This window comes from Pontimicrobium aquaticum (assembly GCF_005047595.1).
Classification (GTDB): Bacteria; Bacteroidota; Bacteroidia; order Flavobacteriales; family Flavobacteriaceae; genus Pontimicrobium; species Pontimicrobium aquaticum.
Genome location: NZ_SUPL01000004.1, coordinates 135,784 through 157,424, shown reverse-complemented (window position 1 = coordinate 157,424; position 21,641 = coordinate 135,784). Strand labels below are relative to the sequence as shown.

Below are 21,641 nucleotides of genomic sequence, written 5' to 3'. Positions count from 1 at the left end.
AACTAATAAATCCAAAGTGATTTATTTTATAAAATTTTTCAGCATTTGAACGAATTAATTATCGAGCTTGAAGAGATAAGCCCAAAAGAATTTTTTGGCGCGCAAAACGCCAATATAGAACTTCTTAAAAAGTACTTTCCAAAATTAAAAATAGTCGCCAGAGGAAATAAATTAAAAGCTTTTGGTGATGAAGAATTACTAGAAGAATTTGACAGACGTTTAACCATGCTTATGACGCATTTTGGAAAGTATAATAAACTGGACGAAAATGTTATTGAACGTGTGCTTACTAGCCTGTCAAGTGATGATTATGCTACTACTGAGGCTAGTGGAGAAGTATTGGTGCATGGTGTAGCAGGAAGACTCATTAAGGCGCAAACAGCTAATCAACGAAAGCTAGTTGAGAGCATGCGTAAAAACGATATGGTGTTTGCTATTGGTCCTGCTGGAACAGGTAAGACCTATACAGGTGTGGCTTTAGCTGTAAAAGCTTTAAAAAATAAAGAAGTAAAGCGCATTATTTTAACGCGTCCTGCAGTAGAAGCTGGTGAGAACCTAGGATTTCTTCCAGGTGATTTAAAAGAAAAACTAGACCCTTACATGCAACCGTTGTATGATGCATTACGCGATATGATTCCTCACGAGAAATTAGATGGCTATATAGAAAAAGGCATTATACAAATAGCACCTTTGGCTTTTATGCGAGGTAGAACACTTGATAATGCTTTTGTAATTTTAGATGAAGGACAAAATACTACCCATGCACAAATGAAAATGTTTTTAACCAGAATGGGTAAAAACGCAAAGTTTCTTTTAACTGGAGATCCTGGGCAAATAGATTTACCAAGACGTACCATTTCTGGGTTAAAAGAAGCCTTGCTTATTTTAAAGGATATTGATGGTGTAGGGATTATCTTTTTAGATGATAAAGATGTCATTCGCCATAAATTAGTAAAGAAAGTTATTGCAGCCTATAAAAATATTGAGAACAGAGAATAAAATTAGTTGGCAGTAAAAAGAATTGTCATTGTGATACTGACGTTTACAGTCAGTAGTGGCAATCTTTTTAAATAACATATTAAACAATCAGATTACTTCGTCATTGCTCTTCTCGCAAAGACGACAAAAAATAAATAAATGAACAATACCATCACAGATACCAATTTCAATTTTCCAAGTCAGAAAAGTGTTTATAAAGGAAAAGTACGTGAAGTTTATAATATTAATGACGATGTGTTGGTCATGATTGCTACAGACAGACTCTCTGCATTTGATGTAGTCATGCCAAAAGGTATTCCGTATAAAGGACAAATACTAAACCAGATAGCCACTAAAATGATGAAGGCTACGGAAGATTTAGTACCAAACTGGTTGCTTGCCACACCAGACCCTAATGTGGCTGTAGGGCATTTATGTGAGCCTTTTAAAGTGGAGATGGTAATTCGTGGTTATATGTCTGGTCATGCGGCTCGTGAGTATAAGGCTGGAAAACGTTTGCTTTGTGGTGTGCCAATGCCTGAAGGGATGCAAGAGAACGATAAATTTCCAGAACCTATTATTACACCAGCAACCAAAGCAGAACAAGGTGACCATGATGAAGATATTTCGCGTGAAGATATCCTTGCTAAAGGGATTGTTAGTGAGGACGATTACTTGATTTTAGAAGATTATACTAGAAAGCTATTTAAAAGAGGAAGTGAGATTGCTGCCTCCAGAGGTTTAATTTTGGTAGATACCAAATATGAATTCGGTAAAACCAAGGATGGAAAGATTGTTTTGATTGACGAAATCCACACTCCAGATTCCTCACGTTATTTTTATGCTGACGGTTATCAAGAACGCCAGGATAGAGGAGAAGCACAAAAGCAACTCTCTAAAGAGTTTGTGCGCCAATGGTTGATAAGTAGCGGATTTCAAGGGCTTGAGGGACAAATCCTTCCAGAAATGAGTGACGATTATATTGCTTCTGTTTCCGAGCGTTATATTGAATTGTATGAAAATATTACAGGAGAGCCTTTTGTAAAAGCCAATGTAAGTAATATACAAAAGCGTATTGAGGAGAATGTGTTGGGGTATTTAAGTGAAAAGTAACAGTATCATTCTAAGTGTTACACTGAACGAAGTCGAAGTAAAAGCGAAGGATTTATTTTTTTATTTTGATTAACGGTTTAGAGCATGAAAAGTACGGATTTTGAAAGCGCAATTTTAGGCTGATTAAAAATATGCTTTTTATTTGTTTTAAATATCATATATAGTTAGAATTAAGCAGTTTTTTATGCGCATTGTTAGTAAAAATTATTTTTTGTTTTCAATTGATAATTTATCTATTTTATTTCCTATTTCGTTAGAAAACTCAGTTGTTAAACTTATTGACTTTCTCAATTTATCTATCAAATCTTCTAGTTGTATTAATAATTTCTTTTTTGCAATGTTTAAGTCTTTTTGAATTCTAGGTAAGCTTTCCACACTTTCATAAAAAGAAAGCATAGATTCCAATGAGTCAGGTAGTGAAGTTCTGAGTATAATTAAAGATTCTTTTAACTCTTCTAATTCGTGAATTGTATCATCATTTTTAAAATCGTCAGAAAGATTTACTAGATTGCTTCCGGCTTTAATAGCATCCTCAAAATTTGTATAATATATTGGAGTTTCGGTTTTTAATCTATTAATATAATTTTCCAGTAATTTAGCTGTTCGTTTAAAAGTTTCTCTGACAACTGAATTATTTACATTTGGTAGTTTTGATAACCTCGTAATTTCTTCAGCTTTTTTGGTAATTTCAGCTCCTATCCATTGTGTTGATTCGGAAATTTGTGTTAATGAATTAGTTGAGTTATGTATAAAATCCTCAAACATTTCACTGTAGTCTAATAAACCATATTCCTCTTCTTCTATAATAGTTTCAACTAATTTTCTTTCTGTCTTTTTATCAGAATTCTCAATTAGATTAGTTATTCTTTTTGGAATATGTATTCTTAAAAAATTTTTTAAATTTTCGCAAGTATCAAATTCCCAATACAGAGCTTTTTTTTCGCATAGGTCAGTTTTAAAGTTTTCTATTTTTATTAATTCAGAAGCGTTTATTTCTTTTAAAGATTTAGGAACCGCGTCCTTAAAATAAAATAGCACTTGAATATTTTCTTTTTTATTAAATCTATCAAATGCATTTAAAAACTCTTCCTCCGTGCCAGAACCTGTTTTTTCTGTAGGTGTTCCAAATTTTTTCCATAATAAACCTATGAAAATGTCGTATTCATTACCTATATCTTCATTAATTATTTCTTGTGGATGAATTTCTGATATTCCAGGCGCTGAATGGGTTTCCCATTTTAACAATTCAATTACAATGTTCTGTTTAATTCCAAAAGTTAAATTCAGTTCTTTAGTTACTTCTTCAATTGCTATTCTTTCCTCTTGTAAATCAGATGGGGAAGCGATAAAAATGGAGTATTTGGTAACGGTTTTTGCCATTCAGTTATGTGTGTTTAATTATTGCCAATATGATGATATCTAACGTTTCAATACTTCGATAAACTTAATACAGGTGTTTTATATCAACTGTTAAACAAAGGTAGTTATTTTTAGTAAGAAATTCAATACGTAGAACTACGTATATAATACTACTTTTTGTTTCCTAGCTTATAGTTAAATGATAAATTTTATTTTAAAAATAATTACTTTAATAACCTAATTACTTCTTTAACACCAACAGTAGCCTTTTCAGCAATTACTGTGACTTGCGAATTACTATGCATTGCTGGTTTTGGATCGATATAAAATATGTTGGTATCAGGATTTACATAGTGCATTAAACTAGCTGCAGGATATACTTGCATTGAGGTGCCAATAATTAGTAATACGTCGGCTGTTTCACATATATCTATGGCTTTTTCTATCATTGGTACTGCTTCACCAAACCATACAATATGTGGTCGTAATTGGTAGCCTTTTTCGCAAACGTCACCCAAAACTAAATCGGTGTTCCACGTTTTAATATCAAATTCGTCATAAGTACTACGGACTTTTAGCAATTCGCCATGTAAATGTAACACGTTGCTACTTCCAGCACGCTCGTGTAAATCATCTACATTTTGTGTGACAATGGTTACGTTAAAATCTTTTTCTAGATTAGCTAACGCCACATGAGCAGTATTTGGTTGTACTTTAAATAACTGTCTTCTACGCTGATTGTAAAAATCTAAAACCAATTCAGGATTTTTTGCAAAGCCTTGAGGAGACGCAACCTTCATAACATCATGACCTTCCCATAAACCGTTGGCATCTCTAAAGGTTTTAATGTCGCTTTCGGCACTCATACCAGCTGTAAAACAATTTGTAGGCAATATAAATTAAAAGCTTTAAATTGAACCTATAAGAAAGTTTTTAGATTGAATTTTAGAAATCTAAATTAAGTAATTAAAATATGATAGAATAAGTTTATGGGCGGATCAGATTTGAATTTTCTAATTTTTAATATAAAAACAGCTTCTACCGCCCTTTAACTAACTCTATCATAAAGCTGGTTATACCTTTGATTAAATAATCTAATAAAGGTAAAATAGCTATACGTGCCAATTAACTTCTATTTATATAGATACTCCTAAAAATAGCACACCAGACGGCACGTCGGTTTTAACCAAAAAACTTAATTTTACAGGTGCATTTCTTGTGTGCGAAGCACTTTAATTTACCACCTGATAATCTTTTTTTTTAACTCGATTCTTTTAAGTCTATCTTTTAATCAAAATCTAAATTTGAGTAAAAGTTTTTAACTGTTAGTATTTTATGTTTCCAACCTTACTTTTTTAAAAAAATTAGGTGTCATACAGTATATAATAATAATATAAAGAAAAACCGACCCTAACCCCTACTGGTTTAGTAGGGTTTTCTTCACTTTTTATGACATAATTGGATGCTCCTAACTATAGCTATAATTTTGCGAATACAAGCTATGAATTATGGAATATAAAATAATCGCAACTACATCTAATACAAAGGAAGAGCTATTAGACTTATTTAATTTAGGTAAACCTTTACCTGGACTTAAAATTAGCCCTGTAGAAAAAAAGGGTAAAAGTATTTATGCTAAACCCTTTGGTAATGTTCTTACTTCAAACAAGCATATTGTTAAGGGCAAATTGAATTTTAACGGAGAGCCATTCTTAAAAGGTAAATTTGAGTATATGCAAGTTTTACTTCCTGAAAGTAGAACAAATTCTTTATTTCTCTTTTATCCAATTTTGACTGCAATTATTAATGGTTATTATTATTGTACAAAAGCTAAAAAGGAAAGTTTAATTTCTTTGGCTAATCAAATTTACCATTTCTATGCACCAATTAATCACGTTTTTAAACAAACAGAAGAAAGAACCAAATCATTTAAAAAGATTGAAGATATAGTTAATAAGGTAGTTTCTGAACCTTTTCCTTTTGATGGTCGAAAAAAGTATCTTAATATCGTTTGGAATCCAGATTATGAATTATCGCCACAAGAAAAAACTGATTTATGTAATAAAGACAGCGGAAAGAAAAAACTTAATAAAAACCTTCAAATTCTTTTAGAAGCATATAAAGACGGAATGACCCAGATACAATTATCTGATGCATCAAAAATAAGTTTAAGTACGGTAAAGAGACGGTGGACTACCATTATGGAACACAACAAAAAAAATAACAAATATCTATGCGCTGCATAATAAATTTAACTAACATCTTGATAAGCTTTAACTTTTTGGACTGTACCCAAACTAACATCACATAGTTTAGCAATATCTCGTAAAGACTTTCCTTTTTTTAATTGCCTGCTTACATTTTTGTATTTTACTAAAAATTCTTTCTTCGATTCCTTCGAGCCTTTAACTCTACCTTTGTAAACTCCTTTTAGTTTAGCAAGAGAGATTCCTTCCCTTTGCCTTTCTAAAATAGCTTCTCGCTCCATTTCACTTACATTACTCATTACACTTATAATCAACTTAAATACTTGATTTGGCTTCCCTTTAGTCATACTCTCAATACCTAAATTATCAACACGTAAGTTAACCCCACTTTCATTAAACAATTCAATAGTTTGTAGAATATCTAAGGTATTCCGTCCCAGTCTATCAATGCTACTTACTGTAACATATTTTATCTTGTCCTCTTTTATATCCTGAATTAACTTTAAGCCTTGCGGACGGTCAGCAAATGGTACTGAGCCACTAATTACATCATTGTAAAGTTGCTCATTAGGTTGTGTTTTGGCTACTTGTCTTTCAATGTTTTGCGTTATCGTTGAAATACGATTATAACGTGCATTCATAAATAATAAGTTTTATTATTAAATATACGTTTTTAGTATAACATATACTAATATTAGGGTAGGTATTATTGATACAGTTTGTTGTTAATGAATATGTTGAATTTGAAATTTAATATGTGCCACGAAAAGAGTATAGTCTAAATATAACACGTTAATTATTTTATGATAATATTCTTATTTATTAAGTTTTTCATTATGGAAAACCATTCCAAATTTCAGGCTGTTTTAAGTAGTTGAATTTGAATATGCAGGGGGTATTCCAAAAGATTTAATACAAGATTTAGATATGGGGGGTTATCGGTAGAAACAGGGTCTCTTTTGCAATTTTTTATAGACCTTCTAAAACCTACAAAAAAACATACAAAGTATTTTTGAAAATATCAATAAATAAAATCAATGAAACATCTTGTATCTTATATATAGTAAGGGATTCAAAGAATTGAATATTTAAAAATTATCCGATATTAAAAATTAAAGTTATTTTTTTCTGAATGTGGATTTTGGGCAAAAAATGGCATTTTGGGTAAAAAGGGGGTTATTAAGGTGTTTTTGCATAAAAAGGCGTTTTTTTGATGATTCTTAAAAACCTACAAAAAAGCATACAAAGTGATTTTGTAAACAAATATGTAAAATTCAAGAAACTTCAACTATATCAAGAGATTCAAGCCGTTTTATAGTAGGTTTTTAGAATTTATAAAATTTAAAGTTATTCAATATCAGTAAGAAATTTAGTGATAAAAAGAAGCTAAATGACGGCTTTTTGGGTGCATCCTCAGTAAAGGGCTTAATTATCCCTTTAGATGCCTATATTTTGAATAAAATGAATTGTCCTTTTCTTAATATTAGTTTTTTTTAATTAAAATTCTAATGACTAAAATATTGTGAAGATTATTTTGAAAAACACACCTTTAATTTGATAAATCCTTTCTAAAACTAACAAGGCAATTCATCCAGTAATTCAATTTCACTAATACTTGGTATCATACACATACAAGCACTTTTTATTTTACCATTTTCATACTCCATTAAAAGAGTAGCTGTTTCTGTTTTACTTTTTTTACTCAAATCTATTTGATAAAGTGCGAAACAGCTTTCACCTCGAAACAAACCCATTCGTGCAATTAATTTTGTTTGGGATTTTTTTAAGGTTGAAAATTTGCCTTTTAAATAATCCAAATACTCAGCTTTGGACTCCATTTGGCTAAAAACCTTTTGAGAGGTATATTTAAAATCTTCTGCTAAATGTTCTTCTATGTATGCAATATCTAAATTATTAAATGCCTTTGCATATTCGGTTGCCAAATCTTTATTTGTCATAGGGTAAATTAAAGCTTATGTAGTTATAAAATTATTTTCTTTCATTGTTTAATCTTTCGGCATGATTAGAAACCTTTATAGCTGCTTGTTCGATAGAAAATTTGATTTGTTCATCACTTAAAAGAATATTTGGGTTGGAAGTTTCATAAACAGTTTTAGTTATTTCCTTTTTTTGATTCTCTATTAATACATCCATAAATCTTTTAAGATAATCTGGATTCTCTCTGATTTCTACAGAAGCTTTTTCTAACCCTAAAGTTAATGCTCTAAATAACCTATCCTCTGCAACTTTTTGTAAATCATCCATAGCCTTTTGTTGCTTGTTCATTACCTTTTCAATACTATCCATTGTTACTCGGTTAACATCTCGTTTTGGCTTAGTTTTGTTAACTGCCTTGTCAGAAATATTGAATATGATTATGAATACAACTACTGCTATTCCGATATACATAAATGCCATGATTACACTTTTAAATTAACAGACTTATTAAATTATTACTCAAAAAATATGGTTTTGATCACACCTCTTATATCTTCTTCATAAATGACAAAGTACTGGTCGCTGTAATCAGAATTGTATAACCTACCTATTACGGTATAATCAATACCGCTCAAACTGTCTAAATCTTCAACAGTTAATACAGCTTTTGTTGCTTCTTTGTCTATCCTAATTGCCCTTTGGATATATGAGTTTGGATCTGATTCATCTGTTTCTATTGTACCATCTTCAAAATGTATTTCTAATTTAACAACAGCTTGGGTAGGTGCATTGCCAACACTAATAACAAACCAAGCATCTTCCCCATTGAGAGGATAAATAGCATTTTCATCAAAAAGATTACAGTTTTCCCAATCATCCTGTTGCTTCGTATAAATAGTGTTTTGGTTTATCCTTTTGATTTCTGTGTCAGAAACCTTTTCAAATTCATATTCTGTCCTTGATGCCGAAGTATTATCCGCATTTGACCTAATTATTGCAATCGAGTAATAATTATCAGTAATTTCTTCTTCATAAGTGATATTAATGCTTCCTATTTCATCTCCGACACAGGATTTTTCACATAATTCAATAAAACAAAAGTCATCTGATGTTATTTCATAGCCTGCATCTATCCAAGTCCCTGCCAACCATACACCCCTTATCCATTCAGGAGGGTTAATAGTCGAATTGATGTTTTGGGTCGTGTTATCATCTGAAGTTGAACAGCCGTAGAATGTAGAAATAGTGATAATAAATATAATAAGTACTTTCTTCATTAGTATTTTTTGAGGTTAAATTTATGATTTCAGAATAGAGGAACATTACGGTTTATCTCAATTCAAATATAATAAAATATGCCGTGCATACAACCCCTTGTATTCAATCCCTTACTTACAAGGGTTAATAATCAACTTTGTTGTATGCCAAGAACAAGAAAAACACCTGTACCAAAAGAAGTGGTAAAATTTGGTAAGAGGATAAAGAAATTAAGGTTGGAGCGTAAAATGTCTCAAATGGATGTTGGTGCAGCTCTAAATATAGATAGAGAGAATGTAAGGAAATATGAGAGAGGACTTCAAGAACCCAAGTTATCTACTGTAATAAAATTTGCAAAAGTTTTCAATGTATCTTTTGATGAGCTTTTAAACTTTGAGAATTGTTAAGATAAATTCTTCACAACATTATCATCTTAAAATTGTATTTCTTTACTTTATGTCTTAATAAAGATTTTTGGTAAAGATATATGATTAAGAAAATAGTTTTTGATACTAATATTTGGTTAAACTTTATAGAAAAAGTTGAGATTGATTATTTGGATATTCTTCTTAGCAAAACAAAAAATGAAGAAATTAAAATAATTCTACCTGAAAACATAGAAAAAGAGTATCAAAAGAAATTAGAAAAAGTAAGAGAAAACACATATAAACTTCATTCAAATTCTATTGAGGAAGTCAACTCAATAATTGATAGTATATCAACGCTTTTTAATTCAGCAGAAAAATTAAAAACGATTGAAACTGGTGTTAATGATTGGGTTTTAAGTAAAAAAGCACCCAATCACAATAACAAAGACAATCATCAAGACACATACATTTTAAACACCCTTTTAGGGCTACCTGAGAATACTTGCTTTTATCTTGTAGCTAATGATTCAGATTACAGAGTTGACAAAAACACTTATGATTTACATCCTGATATAGTTAAAAAGTTTAATGAAAAATCGATTGAAGTAATCTATCATACAGACTATCCAAGATTCTTTGCAGAGGCAAATTTAAAACCTAAACCAATTTCTCAAAATTCAAATGAATTGTATAGTTGGAGAGCTTTTAAGTTAAAAGTTAAAAATAAAGATGTTCTTCAGCAACTTATTGAGGCAACTAATTATTATTACAAAGAGTTAAATTTCATTCCTCTTTCTTATCTAAGCAATATATATCCTTTTAATTCTGGTAACGATGCCCACACATATTTTAACGGTACTACTCTGATTACAAATAATAAAAGCCTATTTGATTTTTTTGAAAAATCCTTAATACAGTATAAAAATAGAAAAAGCAGAATTAAAAAATCTTATTTCGGTAGCGATGAAGAAATTGAAAAATACCAAAAGGTTTTAAAAACCTTAAATGACAACTTAATTTTTGGTATCAGTTTTCAGAGAAAAACACTAAATATCGAAATAAAAAATTCTAAGGCATCTAAAAAATGTGACTGTTACAACTGTACACTAAACAGGAATGAAGCTCATCTTATAAAGGATAAATGTTTAAATGATAACTCTACTGAACCAAAAGATTTGCTTAAAAAAGCTTATTATTATTACAAAATCGGTCATTTCGCAGAAGCTCTAAAAATTAACAATCAAATTCTCGAAACCGTTAACAAGAAAAATTACCCAATTGTTTATTTCATTGCAGGGTATAACAAAAATATTATGCGTGGAATGTGGTTAGCAGGAGGTAAAGAGTTTGAAGAGGAAAGAAAAAAAATAAAACAACTAAATGAAAACAAAATATTAAAAGAAGGTATTTCTTCAATAATAGGATATATAAAATATTCTAAATTCTTCGATTATGATTTTTTTGAGCTGATGGCCGACTACAAAAAAGTCAAGGAAAGGTATGATGCCCATAACGGCATAGGTAGCTCCTTTATGTCAAATATAGATTGGAACAATATTTTAAGATGGTCTGAATTGTATCAATTTATTTATTCAAATGGGATAATGTTTGATAGATATACAAACATTCAGAGTTTCGCCAAGTACACTTTAAAAATTACTCTACTTGCTTCTATTGATAGAGGTGTTGAGTTAAATGCGCATTTTTATATACTCAAAACAACCATTCCTTATATACCTTTAAAGGATTATAAAGATTGCTTTAGGAGTTTAAAAATTAAAAAACTTAATTATAACCATAAGGACAACAAACAACTGTTTGAATTATTCAATGATAAAATAAATAGTTTAACCCATACAATTAAATTTGGCGTAAAACACTCTTATATTGACGACCACATAAAGGAAATAGAAAAAATTCTTTATTTACAATCTCATTTGAGTTTCTCAAAAAAGCAAGATAATATCATAATATCAAAAATTATCAATCTCATTAAGTCAAATGATTTTCTATTTGAGAAACTATTGCCAGCTTTAAAGCCTTTAGCCCACAATAAAATTGATTGTTTTAGTAAAAGAAATGCGGAAGAATACATAAAACTAACTTTGAATATAGAAATGTCAAATAATTCAGCCGTAACAGAAGCATTTGAATTGTTAGACAAGTTTAAAGACATTTCTATTATGCTAAGTGTTTTTGATTTTCTACTTAATGAAGATATAGAAAACAAAACTGGATTTTATAGAGGGTACATACTATTTAGATTATATAAGTATGGCTCAAAAGAACAGAAACAGAAGGTTTTAAATAAAGTTCATAATATACTTAGCAATGAAACTACTTTTGATTACATATTATATAACTTTTTCACATCTGAAGATATTATTGCTTGTAACGATAAATATTTGAGCAAGTTTAAAAAAACTGTTGAAAATGATTTTAGCCAAGAAAAAACACATCATCACTTTTCCAATAGAAATGATAGAGAAATAAATAAAATTGAAAGTCTAAATTATTTTATAGATCATATATATCAATTCTACGATGATGAAATTCTTACCTACCTTCAAGATTTTTTAGGTCGATCTGATTATTATGATTTTTTAATTAACCCCAATGAATTTGATTTGACAAAGTTCGACATACATTGGTTTTATATAGCTTATAAAAGTTCATTTGTAACTATTAAAAACATAATCAAATCAAATGATGAGATTAACCGAAAAATTATAAATCAAATATTAGAATCAAATAATGATAGGTACTACGAGGCTTATCTTTATTTAAAGAGTAAATCCTAAAGAATGTTATTAATTAAATTTTAAAATTTTCATTATATTCTTTATTACTTCTTTTAAGCCTTGAACCCTATATTTCTAAACCTTCATATTCAACTTTTTCTAATATAGATGGAACATCACTATTTTCCTTTGGACTGAATAAATTCTTACTAACGGGATAAGCATCTAATGCTTCTTCTTTATAAGTATAGTTTAAGACCTCTTTTATATCAGATTCGTTTAAATCTGTAGATAGCCAATTATGAGCATATTCCATATTTAATAAAACAGGTTGTCTATTTTTTTTGTTATGGATTTTAGCAAATAATGGCGAAGCATCTTTGGTTAAGATTGTAAAAGTTATAAAGGTATCTATAACTGTATAAAGACCTGCCAATGCTAAAGGTTTATCTTCTTTATCTTTAAAATGGAAAGGGTACTTTTTACCTTTGTGGTCGTGTGGTTCAAAAAAACCTGATACTGGTATTATACATCTATTCTCCATTATTGAACCTCTGTAAACAAAATGATTAAACACCTTTTCAGAACGTGCATTTAACCCACTTCCATATTTAACTGCTTCTTTATAATATGGTTTAATTTGTTCTTTAGTTTTATTACTTGGCACTATACCCCAAACACCAGGAGCAAGTACATTGGATTTTTCCTGTGGAATTACTAACATATTGGGGTGAGAAAAACCGTTTAAATGGTATCTTGGAGTATCAAAATAATCCCTTAGCGCATCATCAACAAGTGAAACATCAAACCTATTTTCTAACTCAATTGTTTTTTTGGTCTGTGAAGTATGGAAGCACATTTTTAAAATATATTACTTTTTGGTACATACTTATCTAATTCTGCACCAGAATTGAAACTTTTAACATTTACAATTTTATTTTCTATCGGGTCATATTCAAGTTCAACAAAAAAGTTGAAAAGAGAATAACAGTTTATCCTAACCTCATTTGTAATATAGTTATCTACAAATGTTCCATTGTCAACAACACAAAACAACTTTTCTTCGTACTCTAAATTATTAAACTCTTTTATAAGCATTATCTATCTATGTTTTAAGAAAACTTTTTAATCAATTCATAAGTTTTTACAAATCCTATACAGGATAAATTTAAATGGTTTTTAAAATAGTTTGGCATATTATTTTTCCAGTTCCAAAGCTTTTCAATTTCTTCTTCATTGTTAAAGTTTTCTTCAATTTCGTGTTTATACGTTGTCTCAAATTGATAATAGTGGACTACATCTTTTCGATGCTTATTAAACTCTCTAAATTCATTTGATTTAAAGTTTCTTAAAAATTCAAAATTTTCATTAGAATTATAAATTTCCATACTTATCATTTTATCAATTGCAGAAGCGAATCCAACTCTAAATTCAGGAATATCTAACTCCAAATAGTATGCTAAAGTGTCGCCTATTCTATCCCAATAATTATATAATTTTTCATAGCAACAACTAACAAATGTTGAATAAATCCAATCATATCCGTTTTGGAAATAAGTAAATATTTTCTCCTCTCTTATTATTTTAAATTCTTTTAAAGGGTTATTAATATGTGGATGATATAAGTACAAATTTGCAGTCAGTAATTTTAAATCATTATTACAGTTTTTTAAATCAGACAAATTTTTGAACTTATTGAATTTTTCAAAGTTAGGATTGACTTTTTCTAAATGTAAAATTTGCATTGTATTCAACCCATTATAATTATGTTCATTATCCGAAAGACTAATTAAATTTTCTCGGCTAAAGAATTTTGATACTTCAGAATAATGATTTTCTATATGCCCCATTTAATTGATTATTGATTTTAGTTATGTATAGAAAATAAAAATACTAATTAAACTCTAATATCTATTATTTCGTTGATATTGGTAGAATAACGTGGAGATAGCCGTTCCTGTTTCATTTTCCATTGACGACCCAAAGACTGGCTTCCAAATTTGACTTTGTTGTTACCGTATGCTTTGTTTAGCCTGTCAACAATATTCATTATTGGTTGGTGCTTTGGATTTTCAGAAGTAAATAAGGTAAATTGCTTTTGATTACTTGGCGTTAGCCCCATAACAATAACACCTGCCTTCTTATAATGAAACCCATCTCTGAATATAGCCTTTAAACCGACTTCCGCATACTTAACTAAATCAATACTTGAACTTGTTGGAAATTGTGTTTTAATTACAATGTTTCTACTGTACTGGGGCAAATCTTTACGGAATCCGTTTGTATGCAGAAAGACCATTAACAGATTACAATGTGAGTCCTGTCGTCTAAGCTTTTCAGCACAAGAGATAGCAAAAGTAGATACTCGTTCTTTAATATCCTGATAAGAGGTTAGCATTCCCTCAAATGAGCGTGTTGTAGCAATCATCTTTTTATTTGCTTTGGCTTCTAAGTCAAGAGAAGGTTTTCCTTCCAAATCGTGTTTTAAACGTAAACCGACAACCGACATATTTTTTCTAACCCAATCATCAGAAAGTTGTGTAAACTGAAAAGCATTATGAACATTGAGATTTTTTAGCCTTTTTGTATGTTGCCGACCAATACCCCAGACATCCTCTATTTTAAGCCATTTTAAGGTGTTTATACGCTTTTCTTCGCAATCTATCACATAAACGTTATTAGTGCGCTCAGGGAACTTCTTAGCTATCTTATTTGCTACCTTAGAAAGAGCCTTTGAAGGTGCAAACCCTACACTAATTGGAATGCCCGTTCCTTTGGTTACTCTGTACCTCATTTTGTCTCCTATTTCTTGTAAATTAAAAAGTTGGAATCCTTCAAATTTTAGAAAGGCTTCATCAATGCTGTAAATTTCTAATTCAGGAGTAAATTCAGATAATAAGTTCATTACCCTGCTACTCATATCACCATATAAGGCATAGTTAGAAGAAAACACAGGTACATTATTTTCTTCAAATACTTTGGCATATTCAAACGCAGGTGCGCCCATAGGAATACCCAATGCCTTTGCTTCATTGGAACGTGCAATAACACAACCATCGTTATTAGATAAAACCACTACTGGTTTACCGTTTAATGACGGATTAAAAACACGTTCACAAGAAGCGTAAAAATTATTACAGTCAATAAGTGCAAACATTCTATAAAGGTTTAGGTTCCATTAGTCAGTAATAGCCATAAAGAAATAAATCAGGTTTAATTTTCTTGTATTAATTTAAACTATAAAAATAGTACATTAGACATCCAAAAATATTTAATTAATAATTTAACAAACTAATTTTATTCGATATGTCATACGAGACAGCTTTAAAAATTTCTGATGTTGTAGATAACATACATAAAAAGAAGTATTTACTACCAGCAATTCAACGAGAATTTGTTTGGAATACATTTCAAATTGAAAGGCTATTTGATAGTATAATGAGAAATTATCCTATAAGTTCATTTCTGTTTTGGCAAGTTGATAAAGAAAGTGTTAACGATTATGAATTTTACGAGTTTCTAAGAGAGTTTCACGAGAGAGATAGACGACACAATCTTAAAGCGGATATAAGTGGAGAAGAAGGTATAACAGCTATATTGGATGGACAACAAAGGTTAACTTCAATTTATATTGCGTTAAAAGGAAGTTTTGCTGAGAAACTACCTCGTAAAAGATGGGACAATGATTTAGCTTACCCAAAGAAAAAACTCTATCTAAATTTAGTTAGGAAATCTGAAGATCCTGAACTTGAATATGATTTTATGTTTTTAACTGACGAAGAAGCATTAGAAAATAATGAAAATGATTATTGGTTTAGAGTAGGCGACATTTTAAATTTAAAAGAACCAGGAGAAGTAAATTCTTATCTAATAAAGAATCAAATATTTCAAAACTACAAACCTGACCAAGCAGAATTTGCAAATAATGCCTTATTCAAGCTACATAACGTCATTCACATAACACCATTGATAAGTTACTATAAGGAACAAAGTCAATCATTAGATAAAGTGCTTAATATCTTTATAAGAATTAACAGCGGTGGAACTATTTTAAGCTATTCAGACTTATTACTTTCTATTGCAACGGCTCAATGGGAAGAAAAAGATGCAAGAGAAGAAATAATAAAATTTGTAGATGAAATAAATGACATTGGTAGTGGCTTTAACTTTAATAAAGACTTTGTGTTAAAGTCAAGCCTTGTAATAAATGAATTTTCTGATTTTGCATTTAAAGTAGATAACTTCAATAAAGCCAATATGCTTAAAATAGAGCAGAATTGGGATGCACTTACGAGTGCAATTAGAATAGCTGTTAAACTTGTTTCAAGTTTTGGCTACAATCGTGATACATTGACATCCAACAACGCTATTATTCCGATTGCATATTATTTGTATAAAATTAGCGCAACTGACAGTTTTCCAACTTCAACAAGAAATTTAGCAGATAAAGAGAAAATAAAAAAGTGGTTAATTCTTTCACTTGTAAAAAGAGCATTTAGTGGGCAACCAGACAATGTTTTAAGACCAATTAGAAAAATCATACTTGAAAACCACGATAGTTTTCCAATAGGATTAATAATTGATAAATTTAAAGGAACGACTAAATCATTACTATTCTCGACTGAAGATATTGAGAATCTAACGCATTACAAGTATGGACAAGGATTTACTTTTTCAATTTTATCATTACTCTATCCGCAATTGGATTACAGCAATCAATTTCATATTGACCATATATTTCCTAAAAGCCTTTTTACTAAGTCAAAATTGCGGAAACGTGGTATTTCAGAGGATGATATTGAAACATTTTATGATTGGTTCAACTATATTGGTAATTTACAATTAATAGGTGCTATTCCTAATATTGAAAAAAAGGATACTGAATTTAAAATTTGGTTAAATAACATTTACCCAGACCAAAGGAATCAAAACCAATTTAAGGAGGTTCATTACATTCCTAATGTTGAATTGGACTTTGGGAATTTTATTGAATTTTTTGAAGAAAGAGAAAAGTTATTAAAAGCAGAGTTTAGTAAAATACTATTAATTGAGGAAGCTTAAAAGCAATAAAAATTAAACAACAATTGATATTAAATTTTGATAATGAATGATTTAGAAATAGTTTTTTTTCACGAATTAGGACATTACATTGCACACGAACTAAATTATGAACTATACGGTATAGGTAAAGTTGAATCGATAGATTTTATAGAATATCAACTCCCAAATGGTTTGCAATATCAAGGTAAAACAATACCGTTGGTTAGTGATGGTGATAATAGAGATAAAGAACTAACAAATCTACCCGAAAAAATAGCTGAATTAGTTTATGGTTGTTATTTTCAAACCCTCTACACAAAACTACCTTTTAAAAGTTGCTTTGATTTCCATAACGACCAATCTAAAGGATATATTGATGCTAAATGTTTAGTAGGTGCATTAATGCAGTTTCGTATTAATAGAGAAAGAATTATACTTTATCCTTATCTAAATGAAGAATATTTTGACGAATTAACTAAAAGAGAATCTGAGTTTAATTCAGTTTTTCGGATTAACTATGAAGATTGTATTAATAAAACGGATTCGGGATATGTAGCAGACCTTCATAAACTCTATGAATTAACTACAGATTTTAGAAAATTACATAAACCTACATTTCAAAAGTTCGTTGAACGAATCAAAGAAATTATTAATTGGGAAAAAATTAAAGATTCTTAATGACATTAGTAACAATGCCCCAAATAATGAAGTCATTATCTTTAGTAACCTTAATAGGTTTGTAATTTTGGTTTTCAGCTATAAGCCAAACGCAGTCTTTTTCAATACTTATTCGCTTAACTGTATATTCTCCATCTATAAAACATACAGCTATTTTTCCATCTCGAGGTTCAAGGCTTTTATCAATTATCAATAAATCGCCATCGCTTAAACCTGCATTTATCATTGAATCACCTCTAACTCTACCATAGAATGTTGTACTTGGGTTTTTTATTAGGTGTTTATTAAGGTCAATGTTAATATCAAGAAAGTCATCAGCAGGGGACGGAAACCCTGCGCTTATACCATTTACAACAAAAGGAAGTGCAAGTTCAGAAGTTACATCTGCTTCGAAAAATTCTAAGGTTATTGTATCGTATAGTTTTCTAACTTGCATTTTATTTTATAAATACTTGATGTTTAAAAATTACTTCAATGATGTAATAATGTTTACAAAATTAATTAAACAATAATAAAATAAATTACTCTTTTGACCAATATTCAATTCTATTTGGGTTTAAAACCAATTTGGACATTCTTTCTATATTGAATGTCCTATTTTCTTCTCTCATATAACAATAACCTTCAACACATAAAGAGTTACCAACTGTTTTAAATTCTGACGGTCTAATTGTTCTCAAACTCTGAATACCACCATCAAACTGAATTGATTTATGGTAATTAAATTTTAAATTGAGATTATAAGCAATACCTAATTGTATTAAGTTTTTAATATCTCCTAAACCATTAGAATTGAGATGTGTCTCTTTTTTTTGAAGAGCCTCTTTAAATTTATCTAAACATTTCTTTTTTAATTCTATACTGTCATTGTCATCTTTATTTAATTCAAGATTTTTGTTCAAATACTTTATCGCTGCATCATATTGTTCTTGTTGATATTTTGCTTTTGCCATCCAAAAGTAAACATTATTGCTACCAGGTTTAAATTCATCAAATTTTAACCAATCATTAAATGCTTTCTCATAGTAATTTATATCATAATAGGCACTACCACGCCAATAAAAAGCATAAATATTAGAACCATCTGATTCAAGTGATTTACTGTAATATTTTATTGCTTCACTTAATTGGTTGTTCTGTTCATACGCCCTCGCTAAATTATATTGGACTTTAGCATTATCATTTTCAATCTCTAATGATTTAGAATAGTATTTAATTGCACTTTCAAAATCTTTTTTATCGGTTAATTCATCGGCAACTTTTGATAAATCTTCAGCATTGATCTTTTTGGTGTAGTTACAATAGTGATGGTTGTTACACGCATAAAAATATCCATAAGGACCTTTTCTTTCAATCAACTTGCCATTGTCGCACCATCCACATTTTAAAGTAGTGATTGGTTCGTTTGCTTCAATTTCAGTTACAAATTTTGAAGGATATTCATAACTGGATAATATGTGAACGTGCTTTTTTGCTCTTGTCATTGCAACATAAAATAAACGTCGTTCTTCACCATTTGGAAATTGGTCAGCTTTTGATAGCAGGAAGTTTAATAGAGGGTCATCAGATATTTCAGAGGGGAAACCATAAGTACCCGAATTTCCGTTTAAGATAATGATATAATCAGCTTCTAATCCTTTTGAAGTATGAACAGTTAGAAAGTTTATTTGATGATTATGATTCTCTTTATATATATAATCATATCTATTAAATTGCTTGTTGTACTGTTTTGAAATAAGCTTAGAATTATCAATAATTCGCTTTTCAAAATCATAACGTCCTAAAAGTAATATTGAAACGTTATTATCTTTTTCTTTTTTATTAATTTCATCAAGTGCTTCATTTAAAGCCTTATATACTTCATTTCCATTTCTCTCTGCATCATTGTATTTATGTATTGATAATGGATTTAATTTTGATTGCTTATTACTTTTTAGAGATTTTTCAATTTGATTTGGGTTCTTTAAAATAAAGTTGCTTGAAAGTTCAATAAGTTTATTATCAAACCTATATGTATGTTCTATATAAGACTTATTTGTTTTTCTTTTAAATCCTGAAATAGTAGAGGTTTCAAAATATTCAGCAAAGCCAGTAAAAACTCCAATATCGCTACCTGCAAATCTATAAATAGACTGCCAATCATCACCAACACAGAATAATTTTGCATTAGTTTTTTGGTCTAATAAAGCTTTAACTAAATGGTATCTCGATTGAGATATATCTTGAAATTCATCAATGATAATGTATTTGTAAGGGGATGAAAATTTAGTGTTTGAAATTAGAGTTGTAGCCATATTAATCATATCACTAAAATCAATTTCATTATGTTCTTTTAAGTAGTTTTCGTAATTCTTTAGTATAGGTTCAAATAACTTTAAAAACAATGTTGCTCTTTGATTATCCTCTTGTTTAGCTCTAAATGAAAGATTATTAATAGATTCATTATTAGATTTAAACAATACTAAAAAGGTATTGAGTAATTGTGTAAATGTATCAATATCTTCAGGAGTGTTTCCTTGAATGTAATTCCAGAGTTCATCATCTGACATTGGGTTAAAATCTACACCTTTTTCTTCCAATTTATTCTTTAGACTTGACAATAGAATACCTTTACTTTGTTCCCAAGAATAAGTTTCAACAAGTGCAGTCCCATTAAATTGATGTTCATTTCTTTTCCAAGCAATTCCATCATTATAAACTTGTTTTGCAGACATACCATCTTTGCCCTTAAACCAATTAGGAACATTGTTGTTCTCATCAATACCAAAATGTTCTATGTAAATGTTGTATTCAGGCAGATAAAAATCAGGTTTGTATTGACCAAACTTTTTACTTGCTGTTTTATATTGATAACTTTCTTCGTACTTATATTCAATATTGTTTCTGAATAAAAAGTTTGCTATTAATACTTCTTCTTGACTTTTAAACCTTTCACGATACTTTATATCTACCCCATCCTTAGTTTGTTTTTCTACAATCTTATACCCTTCAAGCTTTTGTTCTTTAAGATAGTTTTGGTGTTCAGCATCAGATTTAAAATCGTGAATGTCTTTATATGGTTTTAAGTAATATGCCAAAAAGTCTATTAAGTTATTGAAATATGAGTCATTTGATTTAGCATCAGAAATAAAAGAAGATATTAGTTGTAAAATTTCCTTTTGAGATAACCCAAAAATTGATGGTTTCTCATTAGTTGATTCAGCAATAATATCTAAACCTAATTTATGAAATGTTTTTACTGGTAGTGAAATATCCATTTTCTTTTGGATTCTTTCAGCCATTTCATCAGCAGATTTTCGAGTAAAAGAAATAAGCAATATTTCTTTAGGATTTACTCTTAATCTTTTGGTTAAATATTGAACCTTACCTGCTATTGTTAAGGTTTTACCAGAACCTGCACCTGCGATAATCAAATTATTATCTTCGTTTACTATTACTGCATTTCTTTGTTGTGTATCTAATGATTTACCTTCAACATCACTTAATAAATCATCAACCTTTACAAGTTCATTGGTAACAAAAATGTTATTTCTAACCTTTAATAAATCATCAAAATTTGAGTATTCAGAAATGAATGTATCAATAAGTCTTATTTCTTCTTGAAAGTCTGGTAAGTCCTTATAATCAGTAATCTTTAACTTATTAAATAAAGCTGTGTAATTGGATTTAAAATTAAACGCATCGTAATTTGATAGGTACTTTCTTTTATTTCGGAATGTATCAAAATCAAGATTGAATTGTTTGATTTCGGTTAATTTTTTTTGAAGGCTTTTTTTTAGTTTTTCGCATTTTAACAAGTATTCCATTCTACGCTGACGTGCTTCTTCTTCAAGCCTCTTTTTCTTTTTAGCATTTGAATATGCTGAAACCGAAATAGCTGTTAAAGCAATACCTCCTATAACAAAATAAGCTATCATATATTAAAATAGAGATTTTTTTCTCCTGTTAAAAATTCTGGTTTA

General features: G+C 29.4%; 19 protein-coding genes. 7 read left to right on the top strand and 12 right to left on the bottom strand.

Annotation, left to right across the window (positions count from 1 at the left end; translation table 11 throughout):
• Positions 1 to 45 precede the first annotated feature (45 nt).
• Positions 46 to 999, top strand: coding sequence for a PhoH family protein (locus E5167_RS08535; protein WP_136843061.1), 954 nt, complete (start codon positions 46 to 48; stop codon positions 997 to 999).
• A gap of 138 nt (positions 1,000 to 1,137) precedes the next feature.
• Positions 1,138 to 2,091: a phosphoribosylaminoimidazolesuccinocarboxamide synthase gene (locus tag E5167_RS08530; RefSeq protein WP_136843059.1), complete on the top strand. Its 954-nt coding sequence runs from the start codon at positions 1,138 to 1,140 to the stop codon at positions 2,089 to 2,091.
• 204 nt (positions 2,092 to 2,295) lie between these two features.
• Here the strand turns inward: E5167_RS08530 and E5167_RS08525 are convergent, their stop codons facing one another.
• Positions 2,296 to 3,471 (bottom strand): DUF4062 domain-containing protein, encoded by a 1,176-nt coding sequence (locus tag E5167_RS08525; protein ID WP_136843058.1) that lies wholly within the window; start codon positions 3,469 to 3,471, stop codon positions 2,296 to 2,298.
• Between the two features lie 203 nt (positions 3,472 to 3,674).
• Positions 3,675 to 4,316, bottom strand: a complete 642-nt coding sequence (locus tag E5167_RS08520; RefSeq protein ID WP_136843509.1) for a Sir2 family NAD-dependent protein deacetylase — start codon at positions 4,314 to 4,316, stop codon at positions 3,675 to 3,677.
• Positions 4,317 to 4,958: 642 nt separating this feature from the next.
• On the opposite strand from E5167_RS08520, the gene E5167_RS08515 reads away from it, so the two are divergent.
• Positions 4,959 to 5,696, top strand: coding sequence for a hypothetical protein (locus tag E5167_RS08515; RefSeq protein WP_136843055.1), 738 nt, complete (start codon positions 4,959 to 4,961; stop codon positions 5,694 to 5,696).
• 5 nt (positions 5,697 to 5,701) lie between these two features.
• Here E5167_RS08515 and E5167_RS08510 read toward each other — a convergent pair whose 3' ends face one another.
• The 4 genes from E5167_RS08510 to E5167_RS08495 all read right to left on the bottom strand — a co-directional run bounded on the left by E5167_RS08510 (position 5,702) and on the right by E5167_RS08495 (position 8,872).
• The gene (locus E5167_RS08510) at positions 5,702 to 6,298 is read right to left on the bottom strand and encodes a recombinase family protein (RefSeq protein WP_136843053.1); all 597 of its coding nucleotides are present in this window, start codon (positions 6,296 to 6,298) and stop codon (positions 5,702 to 5,704) included.
• Between the two features lie 933 nt (positions 6,299 to 7,231).
• Positions 7,232 to 7,615 (bottom strand): nuclear transport factor 2-like protein, encoded by a 384-nt coding sequence (locus E5167_RS08505; RefSeq protein ID WP_136843051.1) that lies wholly within the window; start codon positions 7,613 to 7,615, stop codon positions 7,232 to 7,234.
• Between the two features lie 31 nt (positions 7,616 to 7,646).
• On the bottom strand, positions 7,647 to 8,075 hold the full coding sequence (locus tag E5167_RS08500) for a hypothetical protein (RefSeq protein ID WP_136843049.1): 429 nt from the start codon (positions 8,073 to 8,075) through the stop codon (positions 7,647 to 7,649).
• Positions 8,076 to 8,110: 35 nt separating this feature from the next.
• Entirely contained in the window at positions 8,111 to 8,872 is a 762-nt protein-coding gene (locus E5167_RS08495) for a hypothetical protein (RefSeq protein WP_136843047.1), read from the bottom strand.
• Positions 8,873 to 9,016: 144 nt separating this feature from the next.
• Between E5167_RS08495 and E5167_RS08490 the strand changes: the two genes are divergently transcribed.
• Together E5167_RS08490 and E5167_RS08485 are read left to right on the top strand one after the other, a co-directional pair.
• Positions 9,017 to 9,259, top strand: coding sequence for a helix-turn-helix domain-containing protein (locus E5167_RS08490; protein ID WP_169301403.1), 243 nt, complete (start codon positions 9,017 to 9,019; stop codon positions 9,257 to 9,259).
• 80 nt (positions 9,260 to 9,339) lie between these two features.
• On the top strand, positions 9,340 to 12,021 hold the full coding sequence (locus tag E5167_RS08485; protein WP_136843043.1) for a hypothetical protein: 2,682 nt from the start codon (positions 9,340 to 9,342) through the stop codon (positions 12,019 to 12,021).
• A gap of 67 nt (positions 12,022 to 12,088) precedes the next feature.
• Here E5167_RS08485 and E5167_RS08480 read toward each other — a convergent pair whose 3' ends face one another.
• From E5167_RS08480 to E5167_RS08465, 4 genes are read right to left on the bottom strand one after another with little or no spacing between them, the layout of a single operon-like run.
• Complete coding sequence (locus E5167_RS08480; protein ID WP_136843042.1) at positions 12,089 to 12,820, bottom strand: SOS response-associated peptidase; 732 nt, start codon at positions 12,818 to 12,820, stop codon at positions 12,089 to 12,091.
• Positions 12,821 to 12,822: 2 nt separating this feature from the next.
• Positions 12,823 to 13,059 (bottom strand): hypothetical protein, encoded by a 237-nt coding sequence (locus E5167_RS08475; protein ID WP_136843040.1) that lies wholly within the window; start codon positions 13,057 to 13,059, stop codon positions 12,823 to 12,825.
• A gap of 14 nt (positions 13,060 to 13,073) precedes the next feature.
• Positions 13,074 to 13,811 carry a Cthe_2314 family HEPN domain-containing protein gene (locus tag E5167_RS08470; protein ID WP_136843038.1) on the bottom strand — a complete coding sequence of 246 codons (738 nt, stop codon included), beginning with the start codon at positions 13,809 to 13,811 and terminating at the stop codon, positions 13,074 to 13,076.
• 47 nt (positions 13,812 to 13,858) lie between these two features.
• On the bottom strand, positions 13,859 to 15,118 hold the full coding sequence (locus tag E5167_RS08465; RefSeq protein WP_136843036.1) for a Y-family DNA polymerase: 1,260 nt from the start codon (positions 15,116 to 15,118) through the stop codon (positions 13,859 to 13,861).
• Between the two features lie 149 nt (positions 15,119 to 15,267).
• On the opposite strand from E5167_RS08465, the gene E5167_RS08460 reads away from it, so the two are divergent.
• Positions 15,268 to 17,022: a DUF262 domain-containing protein gene (locus tag E5167_RS08460; RefSeq protein ID WP_136843034.1), complete on the top strand. Its 1,755-nt coding sequence runs from the start codon at positions 15,268 to 15,270 to the stop codon at positions 17,020 to 17,022.
• A 42-nt stretch (positions 17,023 to 17,064) separates the two neighbouring features.
• Positions 17,065 to 17,679 (top strand): hypothetical protein, encoded by a 615-nt coding sequence (locus tag E5167_RS08455; protein WP_136843032.1) that lies wholly within the window; start codon positions 17,065 to 17,067, stop codon positions 17,677 to 17,679.
• On the opposite strand, the gene E5167_RS08450 is transcribed toward E5167_RS08455, so the two are convergent.
• Both E5167_RS08450 and E5167_RS08445 read right to left on the bottom strand, forming a co-directional pair.
• Complete coding sequence (locus E5167_RS08450; protein WP_136843030.1) at positions 17,666 to 18,115, bottom strand: LexA family protein; 450 nt, start codon at positions 18,113 to 18,115, stop codon at positions 17,666 to 17,668. The two genes, E5167_RS08455 and E5167_RS08450, sit on opposite strands and share 14 nt — an antisense overlap.
• 85 nt (positions 18,116 to 18,200) lie before the next feature.
• A complete protein-coding gene (locus tag E5167_RS08445; protein WP_136843028.1) occupies positions 18,201 to 21,596 on the bottom strand; it encodes a UvrD-helicase domain-containing protein in 3,396 nt (1,131 codons plus the stop codon).
• Between the last annotated feature and the right edge of the window lie 45 nt (positions 21,597 to 21,641).

What these genes read in the sequence shown, in the direction of transcription:
- E5167_RS08490 (WP_169301403.1), top strand. Translation starts at nt 9,017, where the DNA reads ATGCCAAGAACAAGAAAAACACCTGTACCAAAAGAAGTGGTAAAATTT.
- E5167_RS08460 (WP_136843034.1), top strand. Translation starts at nt 15,268, where the DNA reads ATGTCATACGAGACAGCTTTAAAAATTTCTGATGTTGTAGATAACATA.
- E5167_RS08455 (WP_136843032.1), top strand. Translation starts at nt 17,065, where the DNA reads ATGAATGATTTAGAAATAGTTTTTTTTCACGAATTAGGACATTACATT.
- E5167_RS08495 (WP_136843047.1), bottom strand. Translation starts at nt 8,872, where the DNA reads ATGAAGAAAGTACTTATTATATTTATTATCACTATTTCTACATTCTAC.
- E5167_RS08445 (WP_136843028.1), bottom strand. Translation starts at nt 21,596, where the DNA reads ATGATAGCTTATTTTGTTATAGGAGGTATTGCTTTAACAGCTATTTCG.
- E5167_RS08475 (WP_136843040.1), bottom strand. Translation starts at nt 13,059, where the DNA reads ATGCTTATAAAAGAGTTTAATAATTTAGAGTACGAAGAAAAGTTGTTT.
- E5167_RS08525 (WP_136843058.1), bottom strand. Translation starts at nt 3,471, where the DNA reads ATGGCAAAAACCGTTACCAAATACTCCATTTTTATCGCTTCCCCATCT.
- E5167_RS08530 (WP_136843059.1), top strand. Translation starts at nt 1,138, where the DNA reads ATGAACAATACCATCACAGATACCAATTTCAATTTTCCAAGTCAGAAA.
- E5167_RS08485 (WP_136843043.1), top strand. Translation starts at nt 9,340, where the DNA reads ATGATTAAGAAAATAGTTTTTGATACTAATATTTGGTTAAACTTTATA.
- E5167_RS08520 (WP_136843509.1), bottom strand. Translation starts at nt 4,316, where the DNA reads ATGAGTGCCGAAAGCGACATTAAAACCTTTAGAGATGCCAACGGTTTA.
- E5167_RS08500 (WP_136843049.1), bottom strand. Translation starts at nt 8,075, where the DNA reads ATGGCATTTATGTATATCGGAATAGCAGTAGTTGTATTCATAATCATA.
- E5167_RS08450 (WP_136843030.1), bottom strand. Translation starts at nt 18,115, where the DNA reads ATGCAAGTTAGAAAACTATACGATACAATAACCTTAGAATTTTTCGAA.
- E5167_RS08480 (WP_136843042.1), bottom strand. Translation starts at nt 12,820, where the DNA reads ATGTGCTTCCATACTTCACAGACCAAAAAAACAATTGAGTTAGAAAAT.
- E5167_RS08465 (WP_136843036.1), bottom strand. Translation starts at nt 15,118, where the DNA reads ATGTTTGCACTTATTGACTGTAATAATTTTTACGCTTCTTGTGAACGT.
- E5167_RS08515 (WP_136843055.1), top strand. Translation starts at nt 4,959, where the DNA reads ATGGAATATAAAATAATCGCAACTACATCTAATACAAAGGAAGAGCTA.
- E5167_RS08505 (WP_136843051.1), bottom strand. Translation starts at nt 7,615, where the DNA reads ATGACAAATAAAGATTTGGCAACCGAATATGCAAAGGCATTTAATAAT.
- E5167_RS08470 (WP_136843038.1), bottom strand. Translation starts at nt 13,811, where the DNA reads ATGGGGCATATAGAAAATCATTATTCTGAAGTATCAAAATTCTTTAGC.
- E5167_RS08510 (WP_136843053.1), bottom strand. Translation starts at nt 6,298, where the DNA reads ATGAATGCACGTTATAATCGTATTTCAACGATAACGCAAAACATTGAA.